The sequence below is a fragment of the Streptomyces sp. NPDC058683 genome, assembly GCF_042716195.1.
GTDB lineage: Bacteria > Actinomycetota > Actinomycetes > Streptomycetales > Streptomycetaceae > Streptomyces.
In genome coordinates, this window is sequence record NZ_JBHXSK010000060.1 from 1 (window position 1) to 19,865 (window position 19,865).

Annotated in this window: 21 protein-coding genes and 1 pseudogene; 12 read left to right on the top strand and 10 right to left on the bottom strand. The window is 71.2% G+C overall.

What is annotated here, in order from left to right; all coding sequences use genetic code 11:
* The first annotated feature begins 140 nt into the window (after positions 1 to 140).
* The 3 genes from ACFWXC_RS44140 to ACFWXC_RS44150 are packed head-to-tail and all read left to right on the top strand — an operon-like array spanning position 141 to position 3,993.
* Positions 141 to 1,664, top strand: a complete 1,524-nt coding sequence (locus ACFWXC_RS44140; protein WP_384488348.1) for an alpha-N-arabinofuranosidase — start codon at positions 141 to 143, stop codon at positions 1,662 to 1,664.
* Between the two features lie 17 nt (positions 1,665 to 1,681).
* Complete coding sequence (locus tag ACFWXC_RS44145; protein ID WP_384488350.1) at positions 1,682 to 2,983, top strand: glycoside hydrolase family 27 protein; 1,302 nt, start codon at positions 1,682 to 1,684, stop codon at positions 2,981 to 2,983.
* A gap of 2 nt (positions 2,984 to 2,985) precedes the next feature.
* Positions 2,986 to 3,993, top strand: coding sequence for a LacI family DNA-binding transcriptional regulator (locus ACFWXC_RS44150; protein WP_384488352.1), 1,008 nt, complete (start codon positions 2,986 to 2,988; stop codon positions 3,991 to 3,993).
* A 69-nt stretch (positions 3,994 to 4,062) separates the two neighbouring features.
* On the opposite strand, the gene ACFWXC_RS44155 is transcribed toward ACFWXC_RS44150, so the two are convergent.
* The 4 genes from ACFWXC_RS44155 to ACFWXC_RS44170 all read right to left on the bottom strand — a co-directional run bounded on the left by ACFWXC_RS44155 (position 4,063) and on the right by ACFWXC_RS44170 (position 7,542).
* Positions 4,063 to 4,377: a cytochrome P450 gene (locus tag ACFWXC_RS44155; RefSeq protein WP_384488354.1), complete on the bottom strand. Its 315-nt coding sequence runs from the start codon at positions 4,375 to 4,377 to the stop codon at positions 4,063 to 4,065.
* A 144-nt stretch (positions 4,378 to 4,521) separates the two neighbouring features.
* The gene (locus tag ACFWXC_RS44160; RefSeq protein WP_384488356.1) at positions 4,522 to 5,211 is read right to left on the bottom strand and encodes a class F sortase; all 690 of its coding nucleotides are present in this window, start codon (positions 5,209 to 5,211) and stop codon (positions 4,522 to 4,524) included.
* A gap of 101 nt (positions 5,212 to 5,312) precedes the next feature.
* Positions 5,313 to 5,918 (bottom strand): hypothetical protein, encoded by a 606-nt coding sequence (locus ACFWXC_RS44165; protein ID WP_384488359.1) that lies wholly within the window; start codon positions 5,916 to 5,918, stop codon positions 5,313 to 5,315.
* A gap of 235 nt (positions 5,919 to 6,153) precedes the next feature.
* Complete coding sequence (locus ACFWXC_RS44170) at positions 6,154 to 7,542, bottom strand: glycoside hydrolase family 43 protein (protein ID WP_384488361.1); 1,389 nt, start codon at positions 7,540 to 7,542, stop codon at positions 6,154 to 6,156.
* Between the two features lie 421 nt (positions 7,543 to 7,963).
* Between ACFWXC_RS44170 and ACFWXC_RS44175 the strand changes: the two genes are divergently transcribed.
* Positions 7,964 to 8,191, top strand: coding sequence for a hypothetical protein (locus ACFWXC_RS44175; RefSeq protein WP_384488363.1), 228 nt, complete (start codon positions 7,964 to 7,966; stop codon positions 8,189 to 8,191).
* 213 nt (positions 8,192 to 8,404) lie between these two features.
* Here the strand turns inward: ACFWXC_RS44175 and ACFWXC_RS44180 are convergent, their stop codons facing one another.
* The 3 genes and pseudogenes from ACFWXC_RS44180 to ACFWXC_RS44190 all read right to left on the bottom strand — a co-directional run.
* The gene (locus tag ACFWXC_RS44180) at positions 8,405 to 9,001 is read right to left on the bottom strand and encodes a cytochrome P450 (protein ID WP_384488365.1); all 597 of its coding nucleotides are present in this window, start codon (positions 8,999 to 9,001) and stop codon (positions 8,405 to 8,407) included.
* Positions 8,926 to 9,402 carry a hypothetical protein gene (locus tag ACFWXC_RS44185; RefSeq protein WP_384488367.1) on the bottom strand — a complete coding sequence of 159 codons (477 nt, stop codon included), beginning with the start codon at positions 9,400 to 9,402 and terminating at the stop codon, positions 8,926 to 8,928. Before ACFWXC_RS44185 ends, ACFWXC_RS44180 begins: the two co-directional genes overlap by 76 nt.
* Positions 9,399 to 10,043: pseudogene (locus ACFWXC_RS44190) on the bottom strand (tRNA-dependent cyclodipeptide synthase); the annotation flags it as partial. The gene ACFWXC_RS44185 and the pseudogene ACFWXC_RS44190, both read right to left, overlap by 4 nt.
* A 307-nt stretch (positions 10,044 to 10,350) precedes the next feature.
* Between ACFWXC_RS44190 and ACFWXC_RS44195 the strand changes: the two are divergent.
* From ACFWXC_RS44195 to ACFWXC_RS44220, 6 genes are all read left to right on the top strand, one after another.
* Positions 10,351 to 10,818: a hypothetical protein gene (locus ACFWXC_RS44195; protein ID WP_384488369.1), complete on the top strand. Its 468-nt coding sequence runs from the start codon at positions 10,351 to 10,353 to the stop codon at positions 10,816 to 10,818.
* Positions 10,819 to 10,845: 27 nt separating this feature from the next.
* Positions 10,846 to 11,712 carry a fructosamine kinase family protein gene (locus ACFWXC_RS44200; protein WP_384488371.1) on the top strand — a complete coding sequence of 289 codons (867 nt, stop codon included), beginning with the start codon at positions 10,846 to 10,848 and terminating at the stop codon, positions 11,710 to 11,712.
* 176 nt (positions 11,713 to 11,888) lie between these two features.
* The gene (gene tgmA / locus ACFWXC_RS44205) at positions 11,889 to 12,080 is read left to right on the top strand and encodes a putative ATP-grasp-modified RiPP (protein WP_351711126.1); all 192 of its coding nucleotides are present in this window, start codon (positions 11,889 to 11,891) and stop codon (positions 12,078 to 12,080) included.
* 15 nt (positions 12,081 to 12,095) lie between these two features.
* The gene (gene tgmB, locus ACFWXC_RS44210) at positions 12,096 to 13,079 is read left to right on the top strand and encodes an ATP-grasp ribosomal peptide maturase (protein WP_384488373.1); all 984 of its coding nucleotides are present in this window, start codon (positions 12,096 to 12,098) and stop codon (positions 13,077 to 13,079) included.
* A 47-nt stretch (positions 13,080 to 13,126) separates the two neighbouring features.
* Entirely contained in the window at positions 13,127 to 14,014 is an 888-nt protein-coding gene (locus tag ACFWXC_RS44215) for a Gfo/Idh/MocA family protein (RefSeq protein ID WP_384488375.1), read from the top strand.
* 261 nt (positions 14,015 to 14,275) lie between these two features.
* Positions 14,276 to 15,373, top strand: coding sequence for a PP2C family protein-serine/threonine phosphatase (locus ACFWXC_RS44220; RefSeq protein ID WP_384488377.1), 1,098 nt, complete (start codon positions 14,276 to 14,278; stop codon positions 15,371 to 15,373).
* A 21-nt stretch (positions 15,374 to 15,394) separates the two neighbouring features.
* Here the strand turns inward: ACFWXC_RS44220 and ACFWXC_RS44225 are convergent, their stop codons facing one another.
* Both ACFWXC_RS44225 and ACFWXC_RS44230 read right to left on the bottom strand, forming a co-directional pair.
* Positions 15,395 to 15,835, bottom strand: coding sequence for an Lrp/AsnC family transcriptional regulator (locus ACFWXC_RS44225; protein WP_384488476.1), 441 nt, complete (start codon positions 15,833 to 15,835; stop codon positions 15,395 to 15,397).
* A gap of 20 nt (positions 15,836 to 15,855) precedes the next feature.
* Positions 15,856 to 17,205: a transaminase gene (locus ACFWXC_RS44230; protein WP_384488379.1), complete on the bottom strand. Its 1,350-nt coding sequence runs from the start codon at positions 17,203 to 17,205 to the stop codon at positions 15,856 to 15,858.
* A 334-nt stretch (positions 17,206 to 17,539) separates the two neighbouring features.
* Between ACFWXC_RS44230 and ACFWXC_RS44235 the strand changes: the two genes are divergently transcribed.
* Positions 17,540 to 18,007 (top strand): hypothetical protein, encoded by a 468-nt coding sequence (locus ACFWXC_RS44235; RefSeq protein ID WP_384488381.1) that lies wholly within the window; start codon positions 17,540 to 17,542, stop codon positions 18,005 to 18,007.
* A 5-nt stretch (positions 18,008 to 18,012) separates the two neighbouring features.
* Here the strand turns inward: ACFWXC_RS44235 and ACFWXC_RS44240 are convergent, their stop codons facing one another.
* The gene (locus ACFWXC_RS44240; RefSeq protein ID WP_384488383.1) at positions 18,013 to 18,186 is read right to left on the bottom strand and encodes a hypothetical protein; all 174 of its coding nucleotides are present in this window, start codon (positions 18,184 to 18,186) and stop codon (positions 18,013 to 18,015) included.
* Positions 18,187 to 18,408: 222 nt separating this feature from the next.
* On the opposite strand from ACFWXC_RS44240, the gene ACFWXC_RS44245 reads away from it, so the two are divergent.
* Entirely contained in the window at positions 18,409 to 19,656 is a 1,248-nt protein-coding gene (locus ACFWXC_RS44245) for a serine hydrolase domain-containing protein (protein WP_384488385.1), read from the top strand.
* Positions 19,657 to 19,865 lie beyond the last annotated feature (209 nt).

Below are 19,865 nucleotides of genomic sequence, written 5' to 3' on the forward strand. Positions count from 1 at the left end.
ACCCTGTGCGCACAGGGTGGCCGGGCCGTCCGCACTCTTGACGCACTCACGACTCGATGGCAGCTTTTTATCGATACAAACGACGCCGCGAACGTCGTTCGTAATATCGGACATCGGCTTTCCCGGACAGGAGTACCCGCGTGCCCACCGCCAACGCGATCATCAACCTCGACATCGCAGGCCCGACCATCAGCCGCCACCTCTACGGGCACTTCGCCGAGCACCTCGGCCGCTGCGTCTACGGGGGCTTCTGGGTCGGCGAGGACTCCCCCGTCCCCAACGAGGGCGGCATCCGCCTCGACGTCGTGGCAGCACTGCGCGCCCTGGACATCCCCAACCTCCGCTGGCCCGGCGGCTGTTTCGCCGACGAGTACCACTGGCGGGACGGCATCGGCCCGCGCGAGCAGCGGCCCCGGATGGTCAACACGCACTGGGGCAACGTCGAGGAGAACAACCACTTCGGCACCCATGAGTTCATGGCCCTGTGCGAACTCCTCGGCGCCGAGCCCTACATCAGCGGCAACGTCGGCTCGGGCACCGTCCGCGAGATGAGCGAGTGGGTGGAGTACCTCACCCGGGACGGCGACAGCCCGATGGTGCGGCTGCGCAAGGAGAACGGGCGCGAGGAGCCCTGGCGGGTGAAGTACTGGGGCATCGGCAACGAGACGTGGGGCTGCGGCGGCAACATGCGCGCCGAGTACTCCGCCGACCTGGCCCGCCAGTACGCCACCTACTGCCGCGACCACGGCGACAACAAGCTCTACCGCATCGCCTCGGGCGCCTCCGACGCCGACTACAAGTGGACCGAGACCCTGATGCAGCAGATCAGCTGCTTCGGCTGCGAGGCCACCCCGAAGAACTTCTTCCAGGGCCTGTCCGTGCACTACTACACGCTCTCCGGCCCCTGGGAGGCCAAGGGCAGCGCCACCGAGTTCACCGCCGACGACTACTACCGCACGATGCTGTCCGCCCGCCGCATCGACCGCATCCTCACCGGCCACTCCACGGTGATGGACGTCTACGACCCGGGCCGCACGGTCGGCCTGGTCCTCGACGAGTGGGGCACCTGGTGGGACGTGGAGCCCGGCACCAACCCCGGGTTCCTCTTCCAGCAGAACACCCTGCGGGACGCGCTGGTGGCGAGCACCCACTTCGACATCTTCCACCGGCACGCCGCCCGCCTGCACATGGCCAACATCGCCCAGACCGTCAACGTGCTCCAGGCGATGCTGCTCACCGACGGCGACGCCCTGGTCCTGACCCCGACCTACCACGTCTTCGAGATGAACAAGGGCCACCAGGACGCGACGTCGCTTCCGGTGCACCTGAGCGGCGAGGGCACCCGGCGCCGGGTCGGGGACGCCGAACTCGACACCCTCTCCGCCTCCGCCAGCGTCAAGGACGGCACGGTCCTGATCTCGCTGAGCAACCTCGACGCCGAGGAACCCGCCGACGTCACCCTCGACCTGCGCGGCGGCACCCTGGGCGAGCCGACCGCCCGCGTCCTCACGGCCGACAAGCTCCAGGCCCACAACTCACCAGAGGCCTCGACGGCCGTAGCTCCGCGGGCGTTCGAGGACCTCACGGCGGTCGCGCACGGCCTTCGGGTCTCCCTCCCGCCGCACTCGTTCGTCACCGTCCAGGCCCCGCTGAACCAGCGCTGACCCCCAGGAGTGCGCACATGACCCGATCCCCACGCCCGCTGCCCCCGCGCCACCTGCGGCCGCCGGCGGGCTGGAACAGCTGGGACTGCTACGGCACCACCGTCACCGAGGAGGAGGTCCTCGCCAACGCGGAGTTCATGCGCGAGCACCTGTTGCCGCACGGCTGGGACACCGTGGTCGTGGACATCCAGTGGTACGAGCCCACCGCCCGGGCGCACGGCTACAACCCGGACGCCCCGCTCGTCCTGGACGCCCACGGCCGTCAGCTCCCCGCACCGAACAGGTTCCCCTCCGCCGCGGACGGGGCCGGGTTCGGGCCGCTGGCCGGGCGAGTGCACGGCATGGGCCTGCGGTTCGGGCTGCACATCATGCGGGGCATCCCCCGGCGGGCGGTCGAGGCGGAACTCCCGGTGCTCGGGACGGAGTTCACGGCCGCCGACGTCGCCGACACCGACTCCGTGTGCCCCTGGAACTCCGACAACTACGGCCTCGACCACGACCATCCCGGCGCCCAGGCCTACTACGACAGCCAGGTGGCCCAATTCGCCGCGTGGGGCGTCGACTTCGTCAAGGCCGATGACATGCTCTTCCCCTACCACGAGCGGGAGATCGCCGCCTACGCCCGGGCCGTCGAGCGCAGCGGGCGGCCGATCGAGCTGAGTCTCTCCCCCGGCACGGACATGTCCCTCGCGCGCCTCGACCACCTGCGGGAGCACGCCACCATGTGGCGGGTCTGCGACGACCTGTGGGACCGCTGGGAGGACGTCGAGGCACAGTTCGCGCGGATGGCCCGCTGGGCTCCCTGGCAGGGCCGACAGGGCTGGGCCGACGCCGACATGCTGCCGCTGGGCCACATCGGCATCCGAGCGGAACGCGGCGCGGACCGCCAGTCGGCTCTCACCCACGCCGAGCAGACCAGTCTGCTCACCCTCTGGCTGATCTCCCGCTCACCGCTGATGATGGGCGGCGACCTGCCCACCAGCCGGCCCGAGACCATCGCACTGCTCACCAACGACGAGGCGCTCGACGTCCTGTGGCACAGCACCGGCAACCGGGAGGTGCTGCGGGAGCGGGACCTGGTGCTGTGGACCGCCCTGGACACCGACGGGCACACCCGGTATGCGGCGGTGTTCTCGCTGGCGGACGAGGAGCGCCGCTTCGAGGTGCCGCTGGGGTCGATCGGGGCCGGGCCCCGCGACCGGGTCCGGGAGGTCTGGACCCGCACCGACACCGCCCACGACGGCCGACGGCTGACCGTCGAACTGCCCGCCCATGGCGCGGCCCTCTATCGTCTTGCCGAGGACAGCAGGCGGGAGTGAGCGTGGCGACGATCCAGGACGTGGCGAAGGCGGCCGGAGTGTCGGCGATGACCGTCTCCAACGTGATCAACGGCCACCCCAACGTCCGCCCGGCCACCCGCGACCGCGTCCTGGAGGCGATGACCCGGCTCGACTACCGGGTCAACGTCGCCGCCCGCAATCTGCGCAAGGGCCGTACCGGGACGATCTGCCTGGCGGTCCCCGAGATCAACCGCCCGTACTACGGCCGGCTGGCCGCCTCGATCATCACGGCGGCCGACCGGCACGGCCTCGGGGTGAGCATCGAGCAGACCGGCGCCCGCCGGGAGAACGAGCTGGCGGCCCTCGCCCTGTCCCGCAACCGCCTCTACGACGGCCTCATCCTCAGCACCGTCGGGATGGGACCGGCCGATGCCGGGGCGCTGGAGGTCGACCATCCGGTGGTGATCCTGGGCGAGCGGCTCTTCGGCGGGCCCGTCGACCATGTCGCCATGCCGAACGAGGCGGCCTCGGAGGCGGCGACCCGCCATCTCGTCGAGCGGGGCTGCCGGCGGATCGCCCTCGTGTGCGGACGCCTGGGCACCGAGGCCGATGTGTCGAGCCTGCGGCACGCCGGATATCTGCGGGCGCTGGCGGCCGCGGGGCTGCCGGCCGACCCGGAACTGGTGGTGACCACCGAGTCGCTCACCATGGAGGAGGCCGCCCGCGGCATCCGGGAGAAGGTGGCCGGCGGCCTCGATTTCGACGGGGTGTTCTGTGTGACGGACACGGTGGCCATGGGCGTGCTGCGCGCGCTCGCCGACGCCGGACTCCGGGTGCCGGAGCGGGTCAAGGTGATCGGCTTCGACAACGTCGACGAGAGCGCCTACCTCGTCCCTTCCATGTCCACCGTCGACCCGGACCACGACCTGATGGCCGAACGCGCGGTCGCCCTGCTGGCGGCACGCATCGACCCGGCCGGGCCCGGGCCGGAGCGGGAGGAGTTCATCGGCCCCTTCCGCCTGGTGGTACGGGAGTCGACGGGCGGCTGACCCACTCAGCCGCCCGCGGACGGTCCCCGCGCTGCGCTCATTCGCGCTCCGCGCGCCGCCGTATCTTCATCACGAGGGTGCGGGAGCGGACCGTCGCCCGGGCCCCCGGCCGGTGGCGAGCGCCAGCCGTACCCGCCGGAGCACGGTCGCGACGGCGGTGATCAGCTCGGTCACCGCGAACCGGTCGCCGATGCACCTGTGCTCGCCCGCACCGAACGGCAGCAACGCGCCCTGCGGAAGCGCCTGTTCGGCATTCAGCCAGCGGTCCGGGTCGAAGGCCGGAGGGTCGGGGAAGAAGCCCGGGTCGCGGTGCAGGGCGTGCTGGCAGTAGGCGAGTTCGGTGCCGGGCGGCAGGGTCCAGTCGCCCAGCCGGGTCTCGGTCATGGTCCGGCGGGTGACCGCCAGCCGGTGTGGTGCAGGCGCAGCGCTTCTCATGTCCCTTCACGGCGATCATGACCTCGTTCATGGCTGCCCATCCCTGACCATGGCCCGATCCGCACTGCCCGACACGCGATCATGCGTTCGGAATCAGACGAGGTGGCCGAACACGACCAGATTCTCCATGTAGTCCTTCACGTTGTGGTCGTAGTCGCCGGCGCAGGTGATCAGGCGTACCTCTGGACGGGAGGTGTCCGCGTAGACGCGTTCGCTGGGGAAGTCGTCCTTGGCGAAGGTGTCGGCGCTGTCGACCACGAAGTCCGCCTGCGTGTCGTCGGCCCGGAGCACCGTGAAGTGGTCGCCGGGCTCCAGTTCGTCCAGCCGGACGAAGACGGCCGCCGAGGTCTTGGTGTCGACGTGCCCGGCGATGATCGCGGTACCCGCCTCGCCGGGCGCCGGGCCCTCCGCGTACCAGCCGACGAGGTTGGTGTCGGCGGCGGGCGGCGGCTGGAGCTGGCCCGAAGGGGCGAGGGTAAGGGTGGTGAAGGGGGCGTCGACAGCGATCTTCGGGATGAGCAGGCGGGTCGGCGCGGACCGGGGCAACGCCTCGCCGGCCCGGCGCGCATCGCCCGAGGGGGCGGCGTCCGCGCTCTCGGCCGGCGTGTCGCCCGAGGCGTCGGAGGCCTTGCCGTGGCCGCCGAGCAGCGCCACGGCCAGGAGGAGGACGGCCACGCCCCACACGGGCAGCCGTCCGGCGCGCCGGGTGCCGTCCGGGTTCTCGGGATCCGGGGCGTCGGGGTTCGGGTTCTCGGGGTTCGGGGAGGAGGGGCCGGCTGCCATCGCAGGTCACCTTTCTCGGGCACGGCAGCGGGAGGGGCGGCACTGGGCCGCGGCCGCGCCCATGACGGTCGGCGGCCGCGGCTCCCGTGTGCGTAAGCCCGTCAGGACACGGACCCGGTGACCTTCCTGCGCCGCAGCGCGTAGGCACCGGCGGCCGTCACACCGAGGACGGCCAGTCCGCCGGCCGTCACCCCGGGCGTCGCGAGGCCGCCGCCACCGGTGTGCATACCGCCGTGCGGCTTCTCACTGTCCTCGTCGTCGCCCCACGAGCCACCCTCGTCCCGGCCCTCGCCGCTCCCCCTGTCACCCTTGTCTCCGCTGTCCCCCTTGTCGCCACTATCGCCCTTGTCTCCGCTATCCCCCTTGTCGCCACTGTCCCCCTTCTCTCCGCTGTCCCCCTTGTCGCCCTTGCCGCCCTGACCTTCGTCCTTGTCCTTGTAGGTCTCGGGATCGAACTTGCTGTCACTGCCGCTGTCCGAGTCCCATACGTCGCTCAGCTTCGCCGCGGCGAGTACACCGCCGCCCGTGTACATCCCGCCACGCGGCCCTTCGTGGCTGGTGTCGTCGTTGTGCTCCTTGCTGTAGGAAGAGTCGTCACGGCCTCCGTTGTCCCAGTCCCCCGCGACCGCGGCCTGAGCGCCGGGTGCCGCGAAGGCGAGGGCTGCGGTGGCGGCCGTCGTCGCGAGGATCATGCGGGCAGAACGCATCTCGATGTCCTTCCGCCGTGGCCGGGCAGCGGATACTCCATCGGCTGAAACGACCCGGCCCCGACATGAACCACCGTCAGCCAGCCCCACGCCCGGCACCATCCAGGCCGCCCATCCGTGGTGACGACACGCCCAACACCCCCCGGCTGGGTCAATCCCGCCCGGCGGCACACGTCCATTCGGGGGTGCCCGGGCCCGTCGTCGGCGTGTCGGCCGCGGCGGGCCCGCCGCGGCGTCAGTAGCCGACGTAGAAGGTGGCGTCGGCCTGCTCCGTGCTCGTGGAGACGGGGTCGATTCGCAGCACGTAGTCGGAGTGGCGGATGTAGCGCGTCGGGTAGTTGTACGACCGGAACGACGACCAGGAGGAGTCGGCGAGTCCGGCCGTCCGGTAGAACGTGGCGTCCTGGGCGAACGACGTCGTGCCGCCGTTCTCGTCGAGCTGCAGCTGGTAGTTGTAGTGGCGCAGGTAGCGGGTCGGGTAGTTGACCGACTGGAAGGACACGCCGCTGCTGTCGGCGAGGCCCGGAACCAGCTTCCACATGCCGTCGGTGTACGGGTCGAAGGCGTACGCGTCGATCCGGCCGACGAAGTTGCTGTGCCGGACGTACCGGGACGGGTAGTTGTAGGACTTCAGCCGGTTCCAGGCGGGGGTGCCCCACTTGGCGACGAGGTTGTTGTACTCGGTCGAGGTGATGGGCTGGATGCCGCAGTGCTTGGAGTTGAGCGGCTGGGTGTAGGTCTTCTGGTCGAGGGCCGTCCAGGTGCCGGCGGACAGGGCGCTGGTCCCCCAGGCGTAGAAGACGCCGTTGGGGTCCCAGGTGTCGCCCCAGAGGTACCAGGTCGAGCTCGACGTCAGCGACTTGACGAGGGTCGGGGCCTCGGTGCCGTTGTGCGAGACGGCCGTGGAGAACTCGGTGAAGCTGCCCGGGTCGAGCGACGCGGAGCGGGCGCCGACCAGCGTCGAGTTCTTCTTGAAGTACAGGTAGTTGACGCCGTTCACACCGACCGCCAGGTCGCCGTCGATGACGTCGTAGCCCGGGTCGAAGAAGACCTGGGGGTCGCCGGCGGTCACGAAGTCACCGGTGTAGTTGATCATGATGACGTTGTGGCCGCTGTCGTTGACGGCGGAGTAGATGACGCCGTACGTGCCGCGTCCCGCGTCCCAGAAGGCCTCGGGCGCCCAGGCATGGGTGTCCATGTCGTGCAGCTTCATCCGCCGGTACCCGGTGAAGCTGCGCAGGTCGGTGGAGTCCCAGACGTGGATGTACTGGCTGACGTAGGTCCAGTCGGTGCCGTACAGGTCGGTGGCGAGTACGACGAAGGTGCCGTCCTGCTTGCGCAGGATGAACGGGTCGCGCAGGCCGAGGGAGCCCGCGGTGGGGGTGGCAACGGGAGCGTTCTGGTTGAGCGGGGTCCACTGGAGGCCGTCGGTGCTGACAGCCAGGTGCAGGCCGTAGTTGGCGGCCAGCATGTCCGGGGACTCGGTGAAGTAGCACATCACATAGGCCGAGTTGGTGGCGGCCCGGGCGGTTCCGGCGCCGAGGGCGAGGGCGCCGGTGGCGGCGAGGGGGACGGTCGCGGCCGCGCCGAGGAAGTGACGGCGGGACAGGGGGGTGCCGTTCATGTGCGCTCCAGACGAAGAGGGGACTGTCCGATACTTCGAACGCGGTTCGGAGAGGCGATCAGAAACTAGAGGGACGCGTGAGGCGCGTCAATCCTTGCGTAACAAGGGAGTTACTCGGATTTCGCTCGCTTCACCGGGAGCGTGCGGGTCGCGGGACGCACTCCGGGAGCCGTCCCTGTGAGAGTCATGTGACCTGGCTGTTTCCCAGGGCGCAGGACGGCCGGTGCACGGCCGTGTACCCGTTGCCCGCCCCACAGGCATCGTTCGACACGGACACCTCCCCCGTCCGGACCGGTCGGGTCGTACGGTCGCCCGGCCGCGTCCAGCCTCGATCCGAAAGTCCGTCCGACTCCGAAAGTCCGTCCGACTCCGAAAGTCCGTCCGACTCCGAAAGTCCGTCCGACAAGGACCAGGATCCCGTATGCCCGGCCGCCTCCCCCGACGTGTGCTCGCTCTCCTGCTCGGCGCCCTGACCGGCGTGACCACCGTCGCGGCCCCCGCCCGCGCCGGTGGCGGCGGTGATGTGACGGAGTTTCCGATCACCACCACCGCCGACAGCCTCCCCGCCGGGATCGCCGCCGGCCCGGACGGCACGGTGTGGTTCACCGAGCTGCTGGGCAACGCGATCGGCCGGATCGCGCCGGCCTGAGAGAGGACCGGCCCAAGAGAAGCCCGGCCCGAGAAGAGGCCGGCTCGAGTGGCGCTACCAGGTCACCGGCAGCCGCTCCGGGATGCGCTTCATGAAGCCGGTCCGCCACACCAGTTGGGCCGGCGGCACGGCGAGGGCGAGGTCCGGCAGCCGGTCGAGCAGGACCTCCAGGGCGATCCGGGCGTGCGCCCGGCCCAGCGCGGTCGCCGGGCACTAGTGCGCTCCGCCGCCGAAGGAGAGATGGTCGGCGGTGTTGTCGCGGTGCACGTCGAAGCGGTGCGGGTCGGGGAACTTCTCCGGGTCCAGGTTGGCGCCCTCGACGAGGACCAGGACGAGGTCGCCCTCGCGGATGTCGGTGTCGCCGAGCCGGACGTCCGCCAGGGCGAGCCGGGGCAGTGCGTCGGCGATGGAGAGGTTCACCCGCAGCAGTTCCTCGATCCCGGGGCCGATCAGGTCCGGGCGGTCGCCGAGGAGGTCGCGTGCCGTGGGATGGGTGAGCAGGTACACCAGGGCCATGGTGAGGAAGCCGGAGGTGGAGACCGTTCCGGCGCCGAACATGGTGACGCCGACGGTGGCCAGCATCTCGTCGCTCGGACGGTCGTCGTCGGGGCCGTCCCGGAGTGCGGCGAGCTCGCCCATCAGGCCATGGGTGGCCGGGTCGTCGAGCAGGGCGGTCATCCGGGCGATGTCCCGGTTCCAGTTGATCCGGGCGCCGGTGACCGGGCACGCCGAGTTCATGAACGCGATGTCGAGGCTGCGCAGGAACGCCGGGGCCTCGGTCGGCGGGATGCCGAGGATGTGGCAGTGCATCCCCGCCGAGTAGGGCTCGCAGAACGCGCCCCGCAGATCGGCCGTCGGCCCGTCCCCGACGAGCAGGTCGACCAGCCGGTGCGCCTCCGCACGCAGCCACTCGGCAAGACCCGGCGCAGCCCGGCGCCGGTGATGTTGCCCATGTTGTTCACGACCTCGGGCGGGATGGTGAGCGCGTACTGGCGGGGCACGCCCGGCGCCGAGGTGTCCTTGAGGGAGAACCGGTCGTCGCGCAGCACCTGGTGGCACAGCCGGTACGACGACACCAGCCAGGCCTCGTCGCCGGCGATCGTGCGCACCCGCCGTACCGGGGTCGTGGCGCGCAGTTCCCCGACCTCGTCCGGCACCCGGGTGCCGTCCCAGGAGAACGGGAAGGTCGGTGACTCCATGGCGGTGGTCATGCCGCGGCTCCTTCGACGGCGGGGGTGACGATCGCGTGCCCCTGGTTGCGGGAGGCGCGCAGTCCGGCGCCCCGGGCGTACAACAGCTCGGCCATCGGGAGCAGTTGGTGGTAGCAGTTGAGGGAGGACGGCACCTGGAGGATGGCGGGCGTGTCGAGGAAGAGCGGGGCCTCCGCGCACACGTACTCCAGGCACACGGCGCGCTGCCGGTCGCTCGCCTCCTCTCCTCTGGCCGACAGGAAGCGGCTGACCAGGGAGTCGCAGACGGCGCCGAAGTCGCCGTCCTCGACCAGCCGTTCCTTCAGCCGGCGGTGGATCTCCCGGTAGGAGGCGTTGGTACGGAAGTGGGACATCGGCTGCCAGCGCAGCCGGGTGCCCTCCGGATCGGCCTCGGTGACGGCGTCGCGGACCTTGGCCCGCACCCCGCGCAGGTTCTTCACCGCCTTGCGGCGGGCCCCGTCGGGCGGACAGCCGGATGCCTCGTACATCTCGGCGACGTACAGATCGGTGTAGACGAAGTCGACTCTGTCGAAGTGGTCCAGTCCCCAGTGGGCGAGGTCATGCAGGCGCCGGGCGGAGAAGTAGCTGTTGCCCGGCGACACGCCGATCACGGCGTGCGCACCCTCGTCGTGGATGACTTGGCAGTGGGAGGTTTAGGGCTGAACCTCGAAGACGTCGGCCATCAGCACGGATGCTGTGGTCAAGGGGGTTACCCTCCGCCGCGCGCTAGTCCCGGCGGGGCCCGGTGCCCCTGGTGTGGCGACGCGGCGGCCCTCACGCCAGCGGTACCTGATCGACACGGGTAGTTACCACCTGGGTTTGGCCGGAACCTGTCGTAGCAATGGTGGAAGTCCCGTGGAAATGGGGGTGCTTTCAGGCCGGACAGGTGGGATCCTCCTCTACTGTCCGATGAATACCCCAGGGGGAGGTATCACCGCAGTGATCCGTATGCGCACTTCTTTCGGTGTCCTGGCTGCCGCCGGCATCGTCACCGCCGCCCAACTGGGCCTCGCCACCGGCGCGTCCGCGCAGGCCGGGGCGGCGCGAAGCACCGGCTGCCCGGTCGACATCGTGTATCCGAGTCGCTTCTACGTGAACTCGGGCGGCTGGGTCACCGACGGCGGCCTGTACTTCGCGGTGAAGAACACCAGCGCGAGCAAGAGCTTCAAGAAGGTCACGTTCACCGTGACGGACGTGAAGAACATCCGGTTCGGCAGCGCCACGGCCAAGGGCGGCAAGGTCAGCCACAAGACGTCGAAGACGGTGTCGGTGTACACGACGACGCTGAAGAAGAAGACCAGTCTGGGCGTGAAGGTGCAGACGCATCTGCTGAACACCCACACCTACAAGGTGAAGTTCGCCCTGCACGGCACAGGGTGGAACTGCGCCGTGGACCAGGGCACCTGGGGCTCCTGACCCGGGACGGTCCGTACCCTGATGGCCGTGGTCGACTGCGGCGAAGGGCCGGGCGCGGCGGCCGCCCGGCTCACCGGGCGGCCGGTCTCGGCTGTGCGGGCACGGTCGGGCAGCCTGGCGGAGGTGACGCTCGCGGGCGGGCGCGCCGTCATGGTCAAGCGCGGCGACGACCCCGGCGCGGTAGCGGCCGAGGCGGCCGGGCTGCGCTGGCTGGTCGCCGCCCGAGCGGTCGCGGTACCTGAGGTGCTGGGGCACGACGAGCGGTGGCTGGTGACCGAACTCGTCCCCACCGGACGCCCGCGCGCCGAGGCGGCGACGCGTTTCGGCCAGGCGCTCGCCGCTCTGCACGCCGCCGGGGCCCCGGCCTTCGGGACGGCGCCGCCGGACGGCCCGGGCGAGGCCTGGATCGGCCGCGCCCCGATGCGCAACGAGCCGGGCACCGACTGGCCGCAGTGGTACGCCGAGCACCGCCTGCTGCCGTATCTGCGCACGGCGGTCGACCGGGGGACCCTGCGGCCCGGCGAGGCCGCGGTGGTCGAGCGGGTCTGCGAGCGGCTCCCGGAGCTGGCGGGGCCGCCCGAGCCGCCCGCCCGGCTGCACGGAGATCTGTGGAACGGCAATGTCCTGTGGGGCGCCGACGGCCCGGTCCGGCTGATCGACCCGGCCGCGCACGGCGGGCACCGCGAGACCGACCTCGCGATGCTCCGCCTCTTCGGCTGCCCGTACCTTGACCTGATTCTGGAGGGGTACCAGGAGGTGGCCCCCCTGGCTGCCGGCTGGGCGGAGCGCGTGGCGGTGCATCAGTTGTTTCCGCTGCTGGTGCATACCGTGCTCTTCGGACGGGGCTACGCCGAACGGACCCTGGAGACATCCCGGACCATCGCGGGCATCTGACGCCGTCACATGCCGGACGGGCATGTGAAATCGGCCACGGGCGGGAACGATTCGCCGCTGATTTCCGGATGGTTCCTTAACAAGCCCTTAATTAGGGCTGAGATTACGCAGAGTAAGGAAACCAACCACGCGTTCGAATCGTATAAGTGCATGGAAGAACGAAACAGGGAGAGACCATGCAACCGTTCGCGCTCAACTACGCACGCCCCGCAGTGCAGTTGGACGTCACCACTCCGTACGCGTATGACTCCGGACTGCAGTTGAACGTTCTCCTCGATGGCCGGATCGCAGCCACCGATCACGCAATGCTCAGAGCCCTGGGGACCACGACCTCCACGGCGGGCTCCAAGACGCACTTCGACGACTGAGCGCGGACCCCGACGATGACTGTGCTCATCCTGACCAGTGACGAGGACGTGACGGCGGACATGGTGGTCCTCCGGCTGCACGAGACCGGAGTGCCCGTCGTTCGCCTCGATCCTGCCGATCTGACCAGCGGTGTGGCCCTGTCGGGCGAGTATGTGCAGGGCGCCAGTCGCGGACACCTGTCCGTGAACGGGCGCCTGGTGAGCATGAACGGCCTCCGCTCCATATGGGTGCGCAGGCCGGGAGTGGCGGCCGCCCGGGCCACCCAGCCGTCCACCTGGCTGACCGAGGAGTCCGAACAGGCGTTGTACGGCATGCTGCGCGGGACCGACGCGCGCTGGATGAACCATCCGGACGCGGCCCGCCGGGCCCGCCACAAGCCGTGGCAGCTGCGGCTGGCGCAGCGCAGCGGGCTCGCCGTGCCCGCGACGCTGATCACCACGTTCCCGCAGGCGGCCCGGGAGTTCGCGGAGCGCTTCCCGGACCTGGTGGTCAAGCCGGTGTCGGGCGCGCATCCGCAGGAGCCGCCGCGGGCGGTGCCGACCAGCCGGGTGGCACCGGACACCGACTTCGCGGCGGTGGCGTTCGGGCCGACGCTGTTGCAGCGACGGGTGGCCAAGCGGGCCGACATCCGGCTGACGGTGGTCGGCGAGCGGCTGCTGGCCGCCCGCAAGCCGGTGAGCCCGGACGCGCATCCCGACGACGTGGACGTCCGGTTCGCCCCGTCCGTCTCTCCCTGGCTGGCGGCGGAGGTGCCGCCGCGAGTCGCCGAGACCGTTCACACGTATATGAAGGACGCCGAGCTGGCCTATGGTGCTTTCGACTTCGCGGAGGACGCCGACGGCATCTGGTGGTTCCTGGAGTGCAACCAGTCGGGCCAGTTCGGTTTCGTCGAGATGGACACCGGTCTGCCGATCGCCGAGACCATCGCCGGCTGGCTGGCGCACGGCACGGAGCAGTACCGGCCGTACGTCAACGGCGGGCGGAGCATGACGCCTTGACGGTCTGGGCGGCGAGGTGGAACCGGGCACGGAGAAAGGAACGGGAGATGCGCATCGGACTGCTGGGGACGGGCCCCTGGGCACGGGCGGCCTACGCCCCCGCGCTGGCGGGGCACGGATCGCTGGACTTCACCGGGGTGTGGGGCCGCCGCCCGGAGGCCGCGGCGGAGCTGGCCGGGGAGTACGGGGTCCGGGCGTACGACGACGTGGACGCGCTGTTCGCCGATGTCGACGCGGTGGCCGTGGCGCTGCCGCCTGCCGTCCAGGCGAAACTGGCGGTGCGGGCCGCGGCGGCGGGCCGGCATCTGCTGCTGGACAAGCCCCTCGCGCTCGACGTCGCCGAGGGGCGGGCGGTGGTGGAGGCGGCCGAGCGGGCCCATGTCGCCTCGGTGGTCTTCTTCACCACCCGCTTCCAGAGCGAACCGGAGGCGTGGATCGGCGAGCAGGCCGGCACGGCGGGCTGGTTCACGGCGCGGGCGCAGTGGCTGGGGTCGGTGTTCACCGACGAGAGCCCGTTCGCCGCCTCGCCGTGGCGGCGGGAGAAGGGCGCGCTGTGGGACGTGGGCCCGCACGCCCTGTCCGTGCTGCTGCCGGTGCTGGGCGGCGCAAAGCGGGTGGCGGCCGCCGTGCACGGCCCCGCGGACACCGTCCATCTGGTTCTCGACCATGCCGGCGGTGCGTCGAGCACGGTGGCCCTGAGCCTCACGGCTCCCCCGGCGGCGGCCGGGGCCGATGTGGAGCTGCGGGGCGAGGCGGGGGTGACGCTGCTGCCGAGGAGTGCGGAAGGAGCCGTGCCCGCTCTGTCCCGGGCCGCCGACGCCCTGGTCACCGCCGCCCGCACGGGCCGCCCGCACCCCTGTGACGCCGCGTTCGCCCTGCGGGTCACCGAGATCCTCACGGAGGCGGAGACCCTGCTGGGCAAGGACGTCGGCTAGCGATCTTCCAAGGGGCCGGCATGTCACCGCGCGGCGGCCGTCGTCCGGTTCCCGGGTCGGCCCTGACCGGCCACGCCCGGGAAACGGGGAGGGAGCGCGGGATGAGTGAGGCGGACATCACACTCGTCTCCTTCCGTCCGGTCCTCTTCCGTGCGGCCGCACGGAAGAGGGCCCGATCCGGGCCCGCGCACGGAATCCGCCGCCACGGCATTTCAAGATCCGCACGGGCCCGGTGTCCGGGCACGGGCGTAGCTTAGGGATGTGACTTCGGTGCGCGGCTGGTCGTCGCGTGACTACCGGGACGGGCGTGGCTGGCTGCAGGGTGCACCGCCGCCGCGCTGGGTACGGGTGCTGCCCGTGCTGCTGCTCGCGGTCGTGACCGCGGCGACACTGATCAGCCCCGACGGACACGACTTCGGTTTCCTGCTCGGGGCCATCCCGCCGCTCGCCGTGCTGTCGTACGGTCCGCTGGCGACGGCCGTGCTCAGCTGCCTGGTCGTGGTCCTGCTGAACGTGCCCGCCACCCATCTGAACCATCCCGGCGACACCGACCTGCTCACGGTCACCTTCGTCGCGCTACTGAGCGTGTTCGTGTCCTACGTGCGCAGTCACCGGGACGCGCAGCTGGTCACCGAGCGGGCGGTGGGCGAGGCGGTGCAGCGGGCCGTGCTGCCGCCACTGCCGGAGCGGGTCGGGGCGGTGGGGTGTGCCGGGCTGTACCGGGCCGCACAGCACGGCACGCTGGTCGGCGGGGACTTCTTCGACGTGCGGGAGGGGCCCTTCGGCGTGCGGGCGGTGATGGGGGACGTACGCGGGCACGGGCTGGCCGCCGTCTCCACGGTGGTGTCGCTGCTCGGCGTGTTCCGGGAGGCGGTCCTCGACCAACCGGACCTGGAGTCGGTGGCGGCGCGGATGGACCGCCGCCTCGCGGTGGACTCGGCCGACGTGCCGCACGCGGAGCTGTTCGCGACGGCCCTGCTGATGGAGTTCTCCGCCGATCTGCGGTTGGTGCGGCTGGTGGCCTGCGGTCATCCGGCGCCGGTGCTGCTGCGCGACGGCCGCGCCCAGGAACTGGCCGTCGCGCCGGGGGCACCGGTGGGGCTCGGTCTGGTGGGGGTGGAACCGCCGAAGGAGGTCACGGTCGAGCTGGGGCCCGGCGACCGGCTGTTCATCGCCTCGGACGGGGTCTGGGAGGCGCGCGACCCGGCCGGGAACTTCTATCCGCTCCCGGAGCGGCTGGCCGGGTTCGCCGGTGCGGAGGCGGCCGAGCTCACCGAACTGGTGTGGGCCGACCTGTCCCGGAGCTGTGAGGTGCGGGACGACGCCACCATGCTCGTCCTGGCGCCCGGCATCACCTGAGGTCCCGGCCCGCGTCCCGGCTCAGCCCACGTCCCACAGGAAGCGGTGGGTGTGGATGCCGAAGTACGGGAACGAGCGGACCTCGCGCACGCCCTCGATCGGCCGGACGACGTCGTTGACGAAGTCGAGCAGGTCCTTCGGGCCTGGGGTGACCACCTCCGCGAACAGATCGAAGCCGCCCGAGGTGAACACCGAGTAGACCACTTCGGGGTGTCCGGCGAGGGCGTCGGCGACGGCGCGGGGGTCGCCGTCCACGCCGATGCCGAGCAGCGCCATCGCCTGGCCGCCCATGGCCATCGGGTCGGTGACGCCGACGACCTGCACGGCCCGGGAGTCCAGCAGGCGCTGGAGCCGCTGCCGGGCCGCGGAGGCGGACAGGCCGACTCTGGGTCCGAGGTCGGCGTAGGCGATCCGGCCGTCGTTCTGCAGTTCGCGCAGGATGGCCCGGTCGATGTCGTCCATGTGCATCTGGGCTCCCCTCCTCAGCCGACGAGTTCGAGCAGGGCGGCGCCGAACACCGCGGTGTGGGTGTCGACGTCCTGCTCGGTGGTGTCGGGGCACATCAGGGCCATGTTGTGGAACGGGGTGAGGAGGATGCCCCGGTTGGCGAGGTAGAGGTGCAGGAAGTCCTCCAGCTCGGGGTCGGCGGCGGCCGCGGACTCGGTCCCGGTGCGCGGGGCCGGGGCGGCGAAGCGGTACTCGGTGCGGGCCCCGAGTCGGCTGACCGACCAGGGCAGGGCGTGCGCCTCCACGGCCTGCCGGACGCCGGTCTCGAAGCGCTCGGAGAGCCGTGCCATGCGGGCGAACGCCTCGTCGGTGAGGACGTGCTCCAGGGTGGCCCGGGTGGCCGCGACCGAGAGCGCGTTGCCGGCGAGGGTGCCGCCGACCCCGCCCATGTCGACCAGGTCCAGGTCGGCACGGGCCAGCAGGCGCTCGGCGAGGTCGGCGGAGAGTCCGTAGGCGCCGGCCGGGATGCCGCCGCCGATGGCCTTGCCGATGGTCAGCAGGTCCGGCTCCAGGTCCCAGGCGGCGGTGCAGCCGCCGGGACCGGCGGAGAAGGTGTGCGTCTCGTCGTTGATCAGCAGCGTGCCGTACTGCCTGGTCAGGGCGCGCACGCCGGCCAGGTAGCCGGGTTCCGGCAGGACGATGCCGATGTTGGTGAGCGCGGGTTCCATGAGGACGGCGGCCACGTCGCCGTGGGCGAGTTCGCGCTCCAGCCGCGCCAGGTCGTTGAACTCGGCGACCCGGCTGGTCAGGGTGACGTCACAGGGCGCGCCGACGTTTCCGGGGCGGGGTGCGCCCTTGCCGTCGGGGCCCACGACGATGAGGGACTCGTCGACGCTGCCGTGGTAGCTGTAGCTGTTCACCAGGATCTTCGGGCGGCCGGTGACGGCCCGGGCGAGCCGGATCGCCCACCGGTTGGCGTCCGTCGCGGTGAGCGAGAAGCTCCAGCGGGCGAGCCCGAAGCGGCGGGTCAGCTCCGCGCCCACCCACTCCGCGTCCTCCGTCGGCAGCATCGCGGTGGCCCCGCCCAGCTCGGCGAACCTGCGGTGCACCGCCTCCGTCACGACGGCCGGCGAGTGACCGGCCATCGCGCCGGTGTCGCCGAGGCAGAAGTCGATGTACGTGTGCCCGTCGATGTCGCTGACCCGGGCGCCGCGCGCGGTCGCCAGGTAGCGGGGGAAGGCGCCGGCGGTCTTGTTCATCCAGGTCATCGGGACCCGGCCGAAGAGATGGCCGGCGTCCGCATATGCCGCTCGGGAGCGGGGATTGCGCCGCTCGGCCTCGGCGCTCTCCCGGGCCAGCAGGGCGTGCAGTCGGGTGCGGTCCATGGAATACCCCTGGTCGGGAGCAGCGGCGACGGAATACCGGGAGCGTACGACCGATACCAGCGCCTCTTCAAGGCCTGACGCTCGAATCAATTTCTACGACGATGGATTCGTGTGCCGCCGTGCCCGAGAGTCGTCCCTCGCACCGCCCAGCAAGCGCACTGACGCTCACTGTTCGAACATTCGCCCCAAAACGCCAGGGTTCGCCACCCCTTCCGCCACATAGAAATATCTACCAGCATGCATATGCCGGGTTGGCGTGCGAACGCGTCGAGTGCCCGGTGTCGGTCGTTCCCTGCGCCCGAAACAGGCGAGCGGTGATCCCCCGGAGCAGTGCATGACGAACGCGATGTGGATGCAGGGTGTGGAATGGCTGGCGGCTGCCTCGGGGGACCCCCGGGCTTGCAAGCGGGAGTGGGACCACGGGGAGGGCGTCGCCCTGCTGGAGGCGGGCCGCTACTGGGATGTGCTGAGCGTCCCGGACCGGCTCGGTCTGCTCACGCTGGACCTGCTGTGGCGGCCGTCGCTGCCGGTGCCCGGGCCGACCCTGGCGGACAGCGCGGCGGGCCGGGTCGGTTTCTTCCTGCCGCCCGATCCGTCCGGCGGCTGGATCGGCTCCGGTCTGCGCTATGCGACCAAGGGCTCCTGGGTCGCCGTACCGCCGCCGTACCGGCCGGCGCGGTACCTGGAGTGGCTGGTGCCGCCGGACGGCAGTGGTGCGCTGCATCCGCCGGGCACGCTGGAGCTGGCCCTGCGGGAGGCCAACGGGGCTTTGGCGGTGCTGGCCCCGATGTGCGGGGAGTAGCGAGGTCAGCGGCGGGGCGGCGGGACGAACACGACGGCGCGCCGGTCCTCGGGTTCGGCCGGCACGGTACGGCCCTGGTCCCGCCACTCCTGCCGGAGCTGGGCGTAGATCGGCTCGCTGGAGCGGAGGGCGCGCGGCTCCCGGGCCGGGCGCCAGGGCGTGGGTGAGGATCCGTCCATGCCGGAGCAACGCCCGCAAACGCGCCGGTGGTACGCGCCGTCCGACGCGCTCACCGGGTCGGGTGAGCACAGCCCCCCGATCGGACCCGGCCACCTGTCCTACAAGCATTCCGGGGTCCCCCGGTCGACGGGCACCGCCGGACGCGCACTCGTATCCTGTGAAGCCAGGGTTCTGACGTCCGACCCCACCGCACGTCCTTCTCACGTGCTTGGAGTCAGCCCATGTCGCACACGTCCGCCATGCTGCGCAGCGGGGCCGTGATCGCCGTCGCGCTGGGGACGCTGACGGTGCCGCCGGCCGGCGGGGCGGCCGCCTCCGCACCGCCCGCGTTCGCCGCGTCCTCGCCCGCCCCGTCGCCGTCCGGCACCCAGGACGTCCGGGACATGACCCCGGCCGTGGCCGGCCGACTCGACGCGGCCGTGCGGAAGGTCATGCGCGAGGCCGACGTGCCCGGGGTGACCGTCGGGGTCTGGACACCCGGCCGGCCCGACTACGTTCGCTCGTTCGGGGTCGCGAACAAGGACACCGGGCAGAAGATGTCGTCCGACCTGTACATGCGGATCGGCAGCGAGACCAAGATGTTCACCGTGACGGCCGTGCTGCAACTGGTCGACCAGGGCAAGGTGGGCCTGGACGACCCCATCGGCGAGTACCTCGACGGGGTGCCGAACGGCGACCGGATCACCCTGCGGGACCTGGCCGGGATGCGCAGCGGGCTGTTCAACTACTCCGAGGACAAGGGCTTCTTCAAAGCGCTGACCTCGGATCCGCAACGCCCCTTCACCCCGCAGGAGTTGCTCGCCTACTCCTTCAGGCACCCGGTGATGTTCCAGCCCGGACAGAAGTTCTCCTACTCCAACACCAACCTGATCCTGCTCGGCCTGCTCGTCGAGAAGGAGAGCGGACAGCGGCTCGGCGACTATCTGCAGGAGCACGTCATCGCTCCGGCGGGCATGAAACACACGGTGTTCCCGGCCGGGAACGAGTTCCCCGGCCCGCACGCACAGGGCTACACCGACCAGACGGCGACCGGAAAGGTCGAGGAGACCGCCGGCTGGAACCCCTCCTGGGCCTGGGCGGCCGGCGCGATGATCTCCGATCTGGACGACCTGCACACCTGGGCGCGCACGGCGGCCACCGGGGTCTTCCCCGACGGCACGGCCATGGTCGGCCCGGCCGTCCAGAAGCAGCGGCTGACGACCCCGCCGACGGGGATCCCGGGCGCCGGGTACGGCCTCGGCATCTTCGACGTCCAGGGCTGGATCGGGCACAACGGCTCGCTGCCGGGCTACGAGGCCCTGACCGTCTACCTGCCGTCGGCGCGAACGACCGTGGTCGTCCTGCTGAACACCGACATCACCTACCGGGGAAACACCGAGCCCAGCACCCTGTTCGGCCGGGCGATCACCCGCGTCATCTCGCCCGCCCACGTCTTCGACCTGCCGACGCCGGCCGCCGCCACGCGCTGACGGCACGAACCGCACATGGCTCCAACTCGCCTTCTGCGTACGGCATTTCCGACAGTTGACACAGAAGCGAACACTCACCGAGCAGATTCGAAGTGATGTAACGATTCACCGTGCGGGGCCGGTCGATGACGGTGTGTACTGTGCTGCGAGCGCCACATGGGAGGGCCCTGGGCTCCCCGTGCCCACTGCTGCCCTACTCCCCCTGGAAA

Excerpts from the sequence above, each read along its gene's own strand:
- ACFWXC_RS44145 (WP_384488350.1), top strand. The coding sequence starts at position 1,682 with ATGACCCGATCCCCACGCCCGCTGCCCCCGCGCCACCTGCGGCCGCCG.
- ACFWXC_RS44155 (WP_384488354.1), bottom strand. The coding sequence starts at position 4,377 with ATGACCGAGACCCGGCTGGGCGACTGGACCCTGCCGCCCGGCACCGAA.
- ACFWXC_RS44160 (WP_384488356.1), bottom strand. The coding sequence starts at position 5,211 with ATGGCAGCCGGCCCCTCCTCCCCGAACCCCGAGAACCCGAACCCCGAC.
- ACFWXC_RS44165 (WP_384488359.1), bottom strand. The coding sequence starts at position 5,918 with ATGCGTTCTGCCCGCATGATCCTCGCGACGACGGCCGCCACCGCAGCC.
- ACFWXC_RS44170 (WP_384488361.1), bottom strand. The coding sequence starts at position 7,542 with ATGAACGGCACCCCCCTGTCCCGCCGTCACTTCCTCGGCGCGGCCGCG.
- ACFWXC_RS44175 (WP_384488363.1), top strand. The coding sequence starts at position 7,964 with ATGCCCGGCCGCCTCCCCCGACGTGTGCTCGCTCTCCTGCTCGGCGCC.
- ACFWXC_RS44180 (WP_384488365.1), bottom strand. The coding sequence starts at position 9,001 with ATGCACTGCCACATCCTCGGCATCCCGCCGACCGAGGCCCCGGCGTTC.
- ACFWXC_RS44185 (WP_384488367.1), bottom strand. The coding sequence starts at position 9,402 with ATGACCACCGCCATGGAGTCACCGACCTTCCCGTTCTCCTGGGACGGC.
- ACFWXC_RS44195 (WP_384488369.1), top strand. The coding sequence starts at position 10,351 with ATGCGCACTTCTTTCGGTGTCCTGGCTGCCGCCGGCATCGTCACCGCC.
- tgmA (WP_351711126.1), top strand. The coding sequence starts at position 11,889 with ATGCAACCGTTCGCGCTCAACTACGCACGCCCCGCAGTGCAGTTGGAC.
- tgmB (WP_384488373.1), top strand. The coding sequence starts at position 12,096 with ATGACTGTGCTCATCCTGACCAGTGACGAGGACGTGACGGCGGACATG.
- ACFWXC_RS44215 (WP_384488375.1), top strand. The coding sequence starts at position 13,127 with ATGCGCATCGGACTGCTGGGGACGGGCCCCTGGGCACGGGCGGCCTAC.
- ACFWXC_RS44225 (WP_384488476.1), bottom strand. The coding sequence starts at position 15,835 with ATGGACGACATCGACCGGGCCATCCTGCGCGAACTGCAGAACGACGGC.
- ACFWXC_RS44230 (WP_384488379.1), bottom strand. The coding sequence starts at position 17,205 with ATGGACCGCACCCGACTGCACGCCCTGCTGGCCCGGGAGAGCGCCGAG.
- ACFWXC_RS44235 (WP_384488381.1), top strand. The coding sequence starts at position 17,540 with ATGACGAACGCGATGTGGATGCAGGGTGTGGAATGGCTGGCGGCTGCC.
- ACFWXC_RS44240 (WP_384488383.1), bottom strand. The coding sequence starts at position 18,186 with ATGGACGGATCCTCACCCACGCCCTGGCGCCCGGCCCGGGAGCCGCGC.
- ACFWXC_RS44245 (WP_384488385.1), top strand. The coding sequence starts at position 18,409 with ATGTCGCACACGTCCGCCATGCTGCGCAGCGGGGCCGTGATCGCCGTC.